This is a genomic window from Winogradskyella schleiferi (assembly GCF_013394655.1).
GTDB lineage: Bacteria > Bacteroidota > Bacteroidia > Flavobacteriales > Flavobacteriaceae > Winogradskyella > Winogradskyella schleiferi.
The window spans coordinates 1225376-1237455 of record NZ_CP053351.1 but is presented as its reverse complement, the minus strand read 5'-3'; the positions used below and the strand labels follow the sequence as shown (position 1 = coordinate 1237455).

Sequence of the window (12080 nt, the reverse complement as noted above, 5' to 3'; positions counted from 1 at the left end):
AAAATTATGGAACAACAAAAATTAAACCCAGCTATTGTTTATGTATTAGCTATTATTGGATTACTGTGCTGCTGTATTGGAGGCGCTGGAGTTTTCCTTGCAGGACCTGCATTTTTAATTGCCCAAAGTGGTTTAAAAAAAGCGAGCCTGAATCCAGAGGATTATGATCAAAGTAGTGTAAAAGCTATGAATACCGCCAAAATTGTGGCGCTAGTAATCTTAATTATAAATGTGGTTTACTTAATAATGACGGTCTATAGAATATATACTGTTGGTTGGGACGAATTAATGAGACAATCCCAAGAAATGATGGAACAATGGCAACAAAACCAATAGTTTAATCTTAATAACACAAAAAGCGATTTTCTCAATTGAAAATCGCTTTTTTTATGAATTAAATTTTCTATTATTCAAATTCCTCTAAAGTCTTCGTGATTATGGAAACACAATCCAGTAACTGATCTTTGGTCATTACCAAAGGTGGTGCAAATCGAATAATATTACCATGGGTTGGTTTTGCCAATAAACCGTTATCCCTTAACTTTAAGCAAATATTCCAAGCGGTATCACTGTCTTCTGAATCGTTGATTAAAATAGCATTCAACAACCCTTTTCCTCTTACCGCATTAACGATAGAACTCGTTTCAATAAACTTACTAAGTTCACTCCTAAACAATTGTCCTAATTCTTCTGCGTTGTTTGCTAACTCTTCGTCTTTAATGACTTCTAGAGCTGCTATTGCAACTGCCGCTGCCACAGGATTACCACCAAAAGTACTTCCATGGTTTCCTGGTTGAATAACGTTCATTATACTATTATTGGCCAAAACCGCAGACACAGGATATGCACCACCAGACAAGGCTTTTCCTAAGATTAGGATATCTGGTTTAACTTCGGGAGTTCCCGAACAATGTTTATCCGCACAACTGCAATTGCCGCAAGTCGCTAATAAACGACCTGTTCTTGCAATACCTGTTTGTACTTCGTCTGCAATAAACAAAACATTATATTTTTCACACAATGCCTTTGCTTTTGACAAATAACCGTCACTTGGTACAAATACGCCAGCTTCGCCTTGAATAGGCTCAACCAAAAAACCAGAAACATTAGAATTACTTTTCAAGGTATGTTCTAAAGCTTCAAGATTATCGTAGTCAATTTTAATAAAGCCTTTGGTATAAGGTCCAAAGTTTTTACGAGCTACAGGATCGTTACTAAATGAAATGATAGTTGTGGTTCTTCCGTGAAAGTTATTTTCGCATACCACAATTTCGGCTTCATTCTCATCAATCCCTTTGACTTCGTAAGCCCATTTTCTACAGATTTTCAAAGCAGTTTCCACGGCTTCTGCTCCTGTATTCATTGGTAAAAGCTTATCGAACTTAAAGGTTTCAGTTGCATATTTCTCAAACTTACCCAACATGTCATTGTAAAATGCTCTCGATGTTAAGGTCAAGGTTTGTGCTTGGTTTGTCATTGCGTTAACAATCTTAGGATGACAATGTCCTTGGTTTACTGCTGAGTATGCAGAAAGGAAATCATAATATTTTTTTCCTTCCACATCCCATACATGTACACCTTCTCCTCTACTCAAAACTACAGGTAGTGGATGGTAATTGTGCGCACCATATTTGTTTTCTAAATCTATCGCTTGCTGCGATGTTACTTGGTCTAAAACAGCCATTTTAAATAATTTAAGGTTTATGCCTTAGTAAAAGGCACCGTTCAACATTGCTAACAATGCAAACATGAATAATTAAATCTCGCTTAGCGAGTTCCTTATCTACCTTTTTCCTTTCAGCCTTTGCTCACAGTAACTTTAGTGAAGATGTGAAGACTGAAAATTCAGCGTGGGAAAGAAATCATCCTTAGAGGTGTGCAAATTACAAATAATAACGCTGAATAAAAACTTACTCCGAAATTTTTGAAGCCAATGACGACACTTGCAATTCCAATCGCTTTATTTCCCGATGCGTGGCGTTTTTATGCATTTGCATCCATGCATAAATCTTCATCATACTCATGGTAATAAAACAAACAAAAAAACCTGCGATCCAAAGCATTAAATCATTCGTGTTTTCCACTTCCATAGTTTGAATAAGGCAGTATATGGCTAACCCAAATGCGATAATATTTACAATATGCATGACTACCGTGAACCATACATTTTTGCCTTTATATAAACCAGCAATCATGGCGAATACACTTTGTTCTTCAAGCGAATCGTAAAATTTAGCTTCTTCCTTTGTTAAGGTTTCTTTAATTAATTGGTCTATGTCTTCTTTTTTAGTTTTCATTACAAAATTTGTTTTGTAATTCCCACGCCTGCCTGTCTACAGACAGGAACGTGGGAACCTTGTTAATACTTATTTTTATTCTTTAGTTCTGTTTTTAATTTTTCTCTAGCATGAAACAATCTCGATTTTGCTGTTCCTACTGATATATGTAATAAATCACTTATTTGTTTCAAACTATAAGCTTCAATGTAAAAAAGTTGTACGACCATTTTTTGATTATTTGGCAATGCTTTAACTGCTTTCAACAATCGCAGTTTTACCTGATCGCTTTCTGAATAAACGTGGTCTTCACTTTTAATTTCAAATTCATAACCAATACTTTGTTTTTGGTTCTTGGATTGTAACCTTAACCAATCCGTCGCTTTATTACACACAATTCGATAAGCCCAAAACTTGAATTGTTTAGGTTCTTTTAGACTTTCAATTTTACTAATAATAATCGTCCAACTATCTTGTGCAATATCTTTCGCTGCATCTTTATCTTTTACCAACCAATAAGCCTTATCACAAAACAATTTGTGCCAACGTTTTACCAAAGCCGCTAATGCCTTTTTGTCTCCACTTATATAAGCTTCAACTAATTTTTCATCTATACTTCGGTCGGTTTTCAATTAAGCGATTTTAGTTTGTAACGGTTTTCTTTTATAAATTTCTCTCAATAATTTTACCCAAAAATTATATGTTGCTTTCTTTTTAGCTTCAGTAAAGTAATTTTCTACTTTATTAAAAGCATCTTCAATTAAGGCATCATGCAACCATCGAATCACAAAAATCCATAATAAAGAGGTTTCAAACGTTGTTTGAATGTTAATCTCATGTCGGATTTCTGTTTGATTTTCGTTTAATGCTTCAATTTTAAACTCGTGTGTACCCATAAATCCTTCGGGTCTTGAAAATTGAAATTTAATATAATCATCCTCATTAAATTCAATAATAGTATATCTAATGCTGCCGTGACCACCTTTACTTCCAACATTCAATCCTTCTAAAAATTTTATGGCTGGCCAATTTTCGTAAGGCCAAATCAAATCGTTGGTAGTTGCTAAAGTTTTAAATAATTTCGAAACCTTTTCTTTAGGTTGATGGATTCTTCTGGTATGGACATTTGTAACTTTCATACTCTAAAGACGAAAGAATTCTGAAAAGGTTCAATTAATTTAACAAAAAAGAACCTAGACCGCTTACTGAAACAAGTTCAGCACAAGGCGCTTTTAAAATCAAGAGTAAAGACTTCACTCGTAAACATTCAAATTTAATTGAAATTTATAACATATATAAACAGATTGAAAGTCGTGTTAATTCATGAAATATAAACTATTCACTTAGAAAAACTATCAGTAATTACCGAACAGATTAGGGGAAATTAGTGAAAATCGTGTCAAAAAACTTTAATGGCCGAATCAACAATTATAAAAATGCATAGATTTATCTAAATTTAAAAATCAATAAAGATATCTTTGCATCCAAATTAATTGAAAACATGCCAAAAAGAGAACGGAACAAATTTGTAAAACGCGGACAAATCATTGATATCTTAATCGAAGATTACGCTTTTGGCGGCAAAGGCATTGGTCGTATTCGAAACGAACATGGCGAATTTGTGGTTTTTGTACCTAATACTTTACCTGGGCAATTGGTGAAAACCCAAATTAAAAAGACTAGCAAGAAATATGCGGAAGGAAAACTTTTTGAAGTCTTAAAGCCTTCAGAAGATGAAATTGATATGCCATACCAAAGTATTCCTGGCGCGCCTTATATTAATTTACCCATTGAAAAACAGCACCAATATAAAAAGCAAAGTACCTTAGAATTATTTAAACGTATCGGTAAAGTCGCTGATATTGAAGATAAGTTTGACGAGTTTGTAACCTCACCAAACACTTTCCATTACCGAAATAAAATGGAGTATGGTTTTTCTGCCATTGGTTATAACCACGAATTGAAAACTGATGTCGATGAATTTACATTAGGTTTTAAAAAACGTGGCACATGGTGGTGTGGCGATAATCTGAATAAAGATTCAGGCTTATTTGATGCCGAATTTGAAAATCATCTTAAAGACATCAGAGCGTATTGCATAGAAACAGGTTTAGCGCCTTGGCACGCTCCAAAAAAGAAAGGTTTCTTTAGATATTTTGTAGTCCGGAAATCATATAAAACCAATAAACTCTTATTTAATTTGGTAACCACATCTTACGATTTACCAAAATTTGATTTGGATGAATTCGCAAATTTTCTGGTAGAATTATTTGGCGATAGAGTTGCGGGATTATTACATACCATAAATGATGAAATTGGAGACAGAACCATAGCTACCACAGGAAGTATTTCACTAATTTATGGTAATGATAAAATAGTTGAAGAATTACTGGGTTTACATTTTGAAATCAGTATGAAAAGCTTTTTTCAAACCAACCCTAAATGTGCCGAAAAATTATATGCCAAAGTCGTTGATTATGCGTTAGAAAATAAAGATGCTGTTGATAATACCGTTGTTTTAGATTTATTTTGTGGCACAGGAACCATTGGCCAAATCATAGCCAACAAAGCAGACAACACTAAAATTGTTGGTGTAGATATTGTTGCCGCTGCGATTAAGGATGCCAAAGAAAACGCAAAAAGAAACAACATAGAAGGTTTAAAATTCTATGCTGCTGATGTTGGGAAATTTTTAAGTGAACATCCTGAATATACCAACAAAATAAGAACCATCATTTTAGATCCAGCAAGAGCCGGAATTGCGCCCAAAACTCTTAAAAAAATAATAAACCTAAATGCAGAACGTTTGGTTTATGTATCTTGTAATCCTGCGACGCAGGCAAGGGATACGGAGCAATTAATGGAAGCTGGTTATACAATTAAAAAACTCAGTTTGGTCGATCAATTTCCGCATACGGCACATATTGAAACAGTTGTGCTTTTTGAAAAAGAATGAAAGAAGACTTTAAGTATGAATAGAAATTTTTAAATAACCTAAAACTGAAGTCAGAAGACGGATGACCGAAGACTGAAGACTGAAGACTGAAGACTGAAATAAACAAATTTGAAAAGATCACTGATTTTAATAAGTTTTATCACTTTAGCAATAATAAGCTTTAATTGTGAACGCGATGATATTTGCGCGGAAACGACTGCTACTACACCTCGATTAATTATTGAGTTCTATGATGCTGATGATCTGGAAGTATTAAAAAACGTCCCGAGGATTACGGTTTATGGAGACGGTTTAGTAACAGATGAAGATGGTACGTCTATTGAACCCACAGAATCATCAGATGCCACATTACTATATAACGAAAATGCGAATACGGTGGAATTACCTTTAATGATTGGTACTGAAGGAGAAACTAATACTGTTCGTTATATATTTGAAAAAGACACTAACCTACGTGTTGACGAAACAGGAGACTCAAACATTGACGTTTTGGAAATCTCATACAAAACCGATTTTATTTATGTCTCAAGAGCTTGTGGGTACAAAAGCATATTTACAGAATTAAGTATCTCCAGAGAACCCGATGATGCTGAGCCATGGATAGCAAATATAATTATAGAAGAAAGCATTGAAAATACTGTAGAAAATGAAAACACAACACATGTACGCATCTATCACTAGAAGTGTAATTATATTGCTGTTGTTTTCTGCAATGGCTTTTGCGCAAGAGGATAAGAAAACGGTCAAAGACACTTTAATTTACAAGCAAAAGTATGGGCTTAGACTTGGAGCTGATATAAGCAAACTAGCACGAACTTTCCTAGATGATGACTATTCTGGTTTTGAAATCATGGGAGATTATCGTCTTACTAAACGTATCTATATTGCTGGCGAGATTGGTAACGAAGAACGCATCTTAGAAACTGATTATTTAAGTAACACTACAAAAGGCAGCTATTTCAAGGCTGGAGTTGATATGAATTTCTACAAAAACTGGCTCGATATGGAAAACATGATTTATGCAGGTTTCCGGGTTGGTGCAAGTTCCTTTAGCCAAACATTGAATAATTATACCATTTACGATGTTTATAGTCAATATTGGGGAGAGCAATTTACAGTTGACGAAGGTACAGAATATAGTGGACTATCAGCACTTTGGGTAGAGCTTCAAGTGGGATTAAAAGCAGAATTATTCAACAATTTTTTTGCTGGTGTTAACGTACAACTAAAAGTTTTACTTTCGGAAAAAGAGATTGATAATTACGAAAATCTTTATGTTCCCGGATTTAATAGAACTTTCGATAGTAGTGCATTTGGTGGTGGTTTTGGGTTTAATCTATCTTACTTAGTACCAATATTTAAGAAGGATAAGATTGTGATTCAAGAAAAAGAAGTGGAAGAATAAGAACTCAAATCACAAATTAAAAAATCCAAATTCCATTTTAGTAATAGTCTTGATTCTAGATTCTAATCAAAAGAAATAACTTTACTACTCCTCGCCTTTACTTTCAAGAAAAATCCCTATCTTTTCTTTATCAAAATCCTTCATATGCATAAAGACGATATTGCCGATTTAATTGACACTAAACATTCTGAATTGATTTCTTGGTTAGAAAACCAACCAGACGACTCATGGACGCAAGGACCAGAAGGGAAATGGACTACAGGTCAGCAAGTATTGCATTTATTACAAAGTATAGTTCCGCTTAACAATGCATTGAGTATGCCTAAATTTTTGTTGCGTCTTAAATTTGGAAAGGCGAATAGACCAGTAAGAAATTACGATGATATCGTAAAACGTTACCGAGAGCGACTAATAGATGCGAAAGGAAAAACTTATAAAGGTTCTCAAAATATGAAGATTCCGACTTTAGCAGACAAACAATATCTTTTAAACCGATTGCAAACCGAAGAAAAGAAACTACAATACAAAACCAGGCGAATTAGCGATAAGAATCTAGACACCGTAGTTTTGCCACATCCTTTAATGGGAAAAATGCCAGTTCGAGAACTAATTATGTGGACGGCCTATCATGTGGAGCATCATACTGAGATTTTGAAGACTAAATACGGTCAAGTTTCGGTCGCTCATTGAAAAAATGGTTTTATTGATTTAACCCTTTCATATTTTTATCTGTGTCCTCATATAGCGATTTCTTTATGAGTTACTGATTTTTTTTTGCGATACTTCAGCGTTTCAAAAAATTAGTCTCCAAATTATTTATTAAATTTCTATCTTTAAAAAAACTTTTCTTCAATGCGCTATTATTTATTACTTATCTCGTTTTTATTGCCTTTATTGGCTTCCTCGCAATCCTACGACACTGAAATTTTCTTATTTGATATAGAAATCAATAATTCAAAAATCCAAATTAAGAATGGTAAGAATATTTCCAAGAATAAAGGCTATGATAATCAACCTTCATTTTTAGATGATCGTTATATTGTATTCGCATCTGCCAGAGACGGTCAAATTGATATTGCTAAATACGATACACGTTACGATGCTAAAGTTTGGGTGAATTTTACGGAAGGTGGCGAATATTCCCCATTAAAAATCCCTAATCAACAAGAAGTTTCTGCAGTGCGCTTAGATCAAGATGGCAAACAACAATTGTACGCTTACAATTTAAGTAACGGTAATTCCACAGACCTTATTAATAATTTAGTCGTTGCTTATTATACTTGGTTCGATCAAAATACTATTGTATCAGCTGTTATTGAAAATGAAGAACTCAACCTTTATGTTACCAACCTCAAAACCGGTACTAACAAAAAATATGCATCTAATGTAGGTCGTTCTTTTCATAAAATTCCGAATTCGGATTTCGTGAGTTTTATTTCAAAAGCAAATGGCAATCAATGGCAAATAAAAGCCATAAACCCAAAAACCGGTAAGATTAAACTTATTGCAAACACCATAAAAGATGTTGAAGATATGTGCTGGCTTAATAGTAAAACATTGCTTTCAGGAAAGGATAACTTCTTATATAAATTAAGACTTCAACGTGATAACAATTGGAAGAAAATAGCAGATGTGTCCACTAAAGGTATTTTAAAAATCACACGGCTTTCAGCTAATTCCGCTGGCACAAAATTATTGATTGCTGGCGATATTATAGCTACTGAAGTAGAAGAGCCTACGAAAGAAACACCCAAAAATGTCAATGAAGATTTAGCTGCAAAAATTGTACAGAAGCATGTTGAACCTTTTAACAATAGACAATTAGATGAATTTGCAAATGCTTTCGACACCAATATAATTGTAAACCGATTTCCAAGGGCAAAAATGTATTCTGGCCGAACGACTTTAAAAGAACATTACCGACAGTTTTTCAAAAAAAACGAAACAACTAAGGTTAAAATCCTCAACAGAATGACCCTTAAAAACATGGTCGTCGATGAAGAATTGGTAACAATTGACAATACAACGAATAGACAAATTACCATTTATGAAACCGATGAATACAATATCAATACCATGACGTTCATTGAAAACTCTAAAACGGATACTAACCCTGAGTATATAGTGAATGAGCAACTAGAAGCTTATAACAATAGCGATATTAATGGATTTGTAAAAACCTATACGAACGACGTCATGTTATTTACGTTTCCTTATACATTAGATTCAGAAGGACAAGAGCCACTCAGAGCACAATACGATTCGTTTTTTAAGCGCACGCCAGATTTATATGCAGAAATTGTAAATAGAATCGTTTTAGGCAACAAAGTTATTGATAAAGAAAAAGTATTAATAAATGGTGAGACTTTTTATGCCATTGCCATCTACGAAATAAGAAATGGATTGATTTCAAGAGTAACATTTATTCAATAGTGTAACATTTCGATACATTGATGGACATATAACTATATAAGCAGTTATCCACTATTTGTAGTCCATATTTAAACAAACCAAACACAATAGGACTATTTTAGGAGATATAAGACTTCCCAAACTACCAAAGGCATTGTCCAATATCTTACAAAATGTTATTGACAAGTTTATTAGATTGAACTAACTTTAAATAAATTAAAATTGCAAGGCTAGTTTAAGTTTTAGACCTGTAAATTCAATTGCCTAAGGTTTTGATTTCGTTGAAAATAACTTTTAGCTGCTGATTATAAATTTAGCCTTTTTTTTTACTAAATTTAACAATCTCTTACCCTAAATTGATTAATAGCATTTAAACCTAAAATAATGTATTATTATTCATATATAAATGAAATCAAAATCTCTAAAAGGGAAATCCGCAAAGGAAATTCAAGATGCCGTTAAGCAAAGTCTATCTGATGGTTTTAAACCCACTCTGGCTCTAGTTTTTAGTTCTGTAAGTCAAAATTTAGAAGCCATAACAAAATCTCTAGATGAACAGAACATTACTGTTTTTGGAATCACAACCAATGGTGAGTTTATCGATGAAGAAACCGAAAAAGGCTCAGTAGCCATACTCCTGCTCGATATTAACAAAGATTATTTTCAAATTTATCTTGAAGAATATCCTGAGAAGAACTACGAAGAAGTTGCCAAAAAAATTGCTCAAAAAGCAAAAGAGAAGTTTAAAAAACCTGCTTTTTTAATGGGCACAAGCAATTCCGAAACCGATGGAGAAGAAATTTTAAGAGGTTTTGAAAAAATCATTGGTAATAATGTCACTGCATTTGGTGCGAGTGCAGGAGATGATTATCGGTTTGCGGAAACCTTTGTTTTTTCTAATGGAAAAGTAAGTAAAAATGGCTTGTTATGTCTTGCTATTGATGAAGAAAAAATAGCCATAAAAGGTATCGCGACCTGTGGTTGGAATGCGGCAGGAACAGAAAAAACCGTGACCAAAAGCAAGGGCAACCATGTTTATACAATTGATCATATTCCTGCACTCGATATAACCGTAAAATATGGAGGCCTTCAAAATATTACGCCAGAAAATAAAGATGTACTCATGGAACTTGCAGCCAATTTCCCATTACAATTACAACGGGAAAATGGAGACCCAGTAATGCGTCCAGCTCTAGTGGTTGATTGGACAGACAATTCTTTTTACACAAGTGGAACGGTTCCACAAGGCTCCAAAGTACGCTTTTCGCTACCACCAGATTGGGATGTGATGGACAAAGTAATTAAAGGTGTCGAAAAACTAAAGGCCGAAGAAATGCCAGAAGCCGATGCACTGATAGTGTTCAGTTGTGCTGGACGAATACTCTCATTTGGTCCCATGATGACAGATGAAATCGAAGGCATAAAAAATGTTTGGAACGTACCAATGATTGGTATGTTTTCTAATGCAGAACTAGCCAGAGCCACAGGTGGCAATTTAGAAATGCACAACTTAACAACCTGTTGTGTTGCAATAAAAGAAAGATAACAAAGAAAATAAGTCATGAAAAAAATCACAGTGCTCTACAAACATCCAAGCGATGCCGAAAAATTCAAAACCTACTATAAAGAAACCCATTTACCTCTCGTAGATAAAATTGAAGGCTTAGCCAAAGCTGAAATTACAGAGATACAAGGTGAACTGGGAGGCGAACCCTCAGATTATTTTTTAATGGCGGAACTTTATTTTAAGACTGAAGAACAAATGCAAGAGTCAATGGGTTCTACTGAAGGACAAGCGGTTGCGAACGATCTTTCAAACTTCGCCACTGGCGGAGTCACTATTATCATAGGAAATACAGTGAACTGGTAACATCCATCTAAATGAATGCAATCTCAATAAAAGGAAAATCGACCAGCAATATAGCTACGCAATTAGATAAAGTAATTGCTGAAAATTTTCAACCGACATTAGCGATTGTTTTTCTTTCCTTTAAACAAGATTGGAATGCAGTCAGCGAGATATTAAACAAAAAAGGGATTGCCGTTTTTGGAGCAACCACTTCAGGTGAATTCATTGATGGAGACATCGAAGAAGGCAGTATCGTTATGATGCTGCTCGACATAAATCCGGACTATTTCAAATTGATGTTTTTGGAAACAGGAGAACAATCGACCTACGAAAATGCTAAACAACTTGGAATTGAAGGAAAAAAGACCTTCGCCAATCCTGCATTTATTATTGCTTCAGGTTGGTTAAGCAATGAGGGCGAAAATATTATTGATGGCATTACAGAAGGATGCGGTAGTGAAGTCACCATTTTTGGTGGTATGGCTGGTGATGATATGGCTTTAGAAGGGCCAATAGCTTTTACCTACAACAAGAGTAGCGATAAAGGTCTAGTCGGGCTTATAATAGACGAAAATAAAATTGAAATGAATGGCATTGCCACCTGTGGTTGGAAAGCCATAGGAACGACGAAAAGCATAACAAAGAGTGAGGCGAATATCATTTACACCATTGATGACAAACCAGCTTTAGACATGATTATAAAGTACCTTGGAGTGGATTATGATTTTAGTACTGGTAACGAAATTGTTACACAAATTGGTGCTTATTATCCATTACAAATGGAACGCGAAGGTGTAGCACCTGTAAAGCGCACAGCCATGTTAGCAAATAAAGAAGACCGTTCGCTTATTTGTGCCGGAACTGTACCGCAAGGTTCTAAAGTAAAATTTTCACTTCCACCAGATTTTGATGCCATTGAAAAAGTTGTAGAAGAATGCAACGACTTAAAAACCGAAAAGCAACAAGAAGCAGACGCCTTAATCATGTTTTCCTGCATTAGCAGGCATTTATCCTTTGGAATTTTAATGAGTGAAGAAATCAGTCAAGTAAAAGACGTTTGGAACGCACCTTTAGTAGGCTTTTTTAGCTATGGAGAATTTGGAAAATCAAAAACAGGTAAGCATGAATTTCATAATAACACCTGTTGCGTTGTGGCTTTAAAAGAAAAGTAATTAATCATAA

The 12080-nt window shown here is 34.4% G+C and carries 13 protein-coding genes; 9 read left to right on the top strand and 4 right to left on the bottom strand.

The features are described 5' to 3' along the window. The first annotated feature begins 6 nt into the window (after nucleotides 1-6). A complete protein-coding gene (locus HM990_RS05330; protein WP_178987945.1) occupies nucleotides 7-336 on the top strand; it encodes a CCC motif membrane protein in 330 nt (109 codons plus the stop codon). A gap of 70 nt (nucleotides 337-406) precedes the next feature. Here HM990_RS05330 and rocD read toward each other — a convergent pair whose 3' ends face one another. The 4 genes from rocD to HM990_RS05310 all read right to left on the bottom strand — a co-directional run bounded on the left by rocD (nucleotide 407) and on the right by HM990_RS05310 (nucleotide 3415). Beyond that, nucleotides 407-1684, bottom strand: coding sequence for an ornithine--oxo-acid transaminase (gene rocD / locus HM990_RS05325; RefSeq protein ID WP_178987944.1), 1278 nt, complete (start codon nucleotides 1682-1684; stop codon nucleotides 407-409). A gap of 226 nt (nucleotides 1685-1910) precedes the next feature. Then, nucleotides 1911-2297, bottom strand: coding sequence for a DUF6768 family protein (locus HM990_RS05320; RefSeq protein ID WP_178987943.1), 387 nt, complete (start codon nucleotides 2295-2297; stop codon nucleotides 1911-1913). A 62-nt stretch (nucleotides 2298-2359) separates the two neighbouring features. Further along, complete coding sequence (locus HM990_RS05315) at nucleotides 2360-2908, bottom strand: RNA polymerase sigma factor (RefSeq protein ID WP_178987942.1); 549 nt, start codon at nucleotides 2906-2908, stop codon at nucleotides 2360-2362. Further along, on the bottom strand, nucleotides 2909-3415 hold the full coding sequence (locus tag HM990_RS05310) for a hypothetical protein (RefSeq protein WP_178987941.1): 507 nt from the start codon (nucleotides 3413-3415) through the stop codon (nucleotides 2909-2911). Nucleotides 3416-3777: 362 nt separating this feature from the next. Between HM990_RS05310 and rlmD the strand changes: the two genes are divergently transcribed. The 8 genes from rlmD (at nucleotide 3778) to HM990_RS05270 (ending at nucleotide 12070) form a co-directional block, all read left to right on the top strand. Then, nucleotides 3778-5232, top strand: a complete 1455-nt coding sequence (gene rlmD, locus HM990_RS05305) for a 23S rRNA (uracil(1939)-C(5))-methyltransferase RlmD (RefSeq protein ID WP_178987940.1) — start codon at nucleotides 3778-3780, stop codon at nucleotides 5230-5232. Nucleotides 5233-5340: 108 nt separating this feature from the next. Then, nucleotides 5341-5913: a DUF6452 family protein gene (locus HM990_RS05300; protein WP_178987939.1), complete on the top strand. Its 573-nt coding sequence runs from the start codon at nucleotides 5341-5343 to the stop codon at nucleotides 5911-5913. Next, nucleotides 5879-6637 carry a DUF6048 family protein gene (locus HM990_RS05295; RefSeq protein WP_229719381.1) on the top strand — a complete coding sequence of 253 codons (759 nt, stop codon included), beginning with the start codon at nucleotides 5879-5881 and terminating at the stop codon, nucleotides 6635-6637. The genes HM990_RS05300 and HM990_RS05295 overlap by 35 nt, the downstream gene beginning before the upstream one ends. Nucleotides 6638-6781: 144 nt before the next feature. Further along, nucleotides 6782-7327, top strand: a complete 546-nt coding sequence (locus tag HM990_RS05290) for a DinB family protein (RefSeq protein WP_178987938.1) — start codon at nucleotides 6782-6784, stop codon at nucleotides 7325-7327. Between the two features lie 162 nt (nucleotides 7328-7489). Then, on the top strand, nucleotides 7490-9070 hold the full coding sequence (locus HM990_RS05285; RefSeq protein WP_178987937.1) for a nuclear transport factor 2 family protein: 1581 nt from the start codon (nucleotides 7490-7492) through the stop codon (nucleotides 9068-9070). A 385-nt stretch (nucleotides 9071-9455) separates the two neighbouring features. Then, nucleotides 9456-10595, top strand: coding sequence for an FIST signal transduction protein (locus HM990_RS05280; RefSeq protein WP_178987936.1), 1140 nt, complete (start codon nucleotides 9456-9458; stop codon nucleotides 10593-10595). Nucleotides 10596-10610: 15 nt separating this feature from the next. Next, complete coding sequence (locus HM990_RS05275) at nucleotides 10611-10919, top strand: EthD family reductase (protein ID WP_178987935.1); 309 nt, start codon at nucleotides 10611-10613, stop codon at nucleotides 10917-10919. Nucleotides 10920-10930: 11 nt separating this feature from the next. Continuing rightward, complete coding sequence (locus HM990_RS05270; RefSeq protein ID WP_178987934.1) at nucleotides 10931-12070, top strand: FIST signal transduction protein; 1140 nt, start codon at nucleotides 10931-10933, stop codon at nucleotides 12068-12070. The last annotated feature ends 10 nt before the right edge of the window (nucleotides 12071-12080 follow it).

What these genes read in the sequence shown, in the direction of transcription:
- HM990_RS05330 (WP_178987945.1), top strand. Translation starts at nt 7, where the DNA reads ATGGAACAACAAAAATTAAACCCAGCTATTGTTTATGTATTAGCTATT.
- rocD (WP_178987944.1), bottom strand. Translation starts at nt 1,684, where the DNA reads ATGGCTGTTTTAGACCAAGTAACATCGCAGCAAGCGATAGATTTAGAA.
- HM990_RS05320 (WP_178987943.1), bottom strand. Translation starts at nt 2,297, where the DNA reads ATGAAAACTAAAAAAGAAGACATAGACCAATTAATTAAAGAAACCTTA.
- HM990_RS05310 (WP_178987941.1), bottom strand. Translation starts at nt 3,415, where the DNA reads ATGAAAGTTACAAATGTCCATACCAGAAGAATCCATCAACCTAAAGAA.
- rlmD (WP_178987940.1), top strand. Translation starts at nt 3,778, where the DNA reads ATGCCAAAAAGAGAACGGAACAAATTTGTAAAACGCGGACAAATCATT.
- HM990_RS05295 (WP_229719381.1), top strand. Translation starts at nt 5,879, where the DNA reads ATGAAAACACAACACATGTACGCATCTATCACTAGAAGTGTAATTATA.
- HM990_RS05290 (WP_178987938.1), top strand. Translation starts at nt 6,782, where the DNA reads ATGCATAAAGACGATATTGCCGATTTAATTGACACTAAACATTCTGAA.
- HM990_RS05285 (WP_178987937.1), top strand. Translation starts at nt 7,490, where the DNA reads ATGCGCTATTATTTATTACTTATCTCGTTTTTATTGCCTTTATTGGCT.
- HM990_RS05280 (WP_178987936.1), top strand. Translation starts at nt 9,456, where the DNA reads ATGAAATCAAAATCTCTAAAAGGGAAATCCGCAAAGGAAATTCAAGAT.
- HM990_RS05275 (WP_178987935.1), top strand. Translation starts at nt 10,611, where the DNA reads ATGAAAAAAATCACAGTGCTCTACAAACATCCAAGCGATGCCGAAAAA.
- HM990_RS05270 (WP_178987934.1), top strand. Translation starts at nt 10,931, where the DNA reads ATGAATGCAATCTCAATAAAAGGAAAATCGACCAGCAATATAGCTACG.